This is a genomic window from Alkalibacterium sp. m-11 (genome assembly GCF_054658155.1).
Genome location: NZ_BAAGIR010000659.1, coordinates 1 through 245 on the forward strand (window position 1 = coordinate 1; position 245 = coordinate 245).

Consider the following 245-nt stretch of genomic DNA (forward strand, 5'->3'; position numbering starts at 1 on the left):
GCGAGCCAAAAAGCAAGTCCAGCCCTTGCTACAAGCGGCGTATAAAAACAATCCAGATGGTTTCTATATCCATGCGCCTAAGAGAAGTAAAACACATGTGAAAGGGTTACTCGGTTATATTGGACGCCTTGTCCGACATATTCCAGATGAACAGTTTAAAATGGTACGCCACTATGGTTTGTATTCTCGTCGTATTAAGACACTCATGAAGATAGTGGTCAAACAATTTCAACTTGACACACAAA

1 protein-coding gene is annotated in these 245 nt (G+C 41.2%); it reads left to right on the forward strand.

Annotated features, from left to right (window positions below):
* A partial coding sequence (locus ACYQ2O_RS13825; protein ID WP_459796887.1) for a transposase occupies positions 1-245 on the forward strand: 245 nt, incomplete at both ends.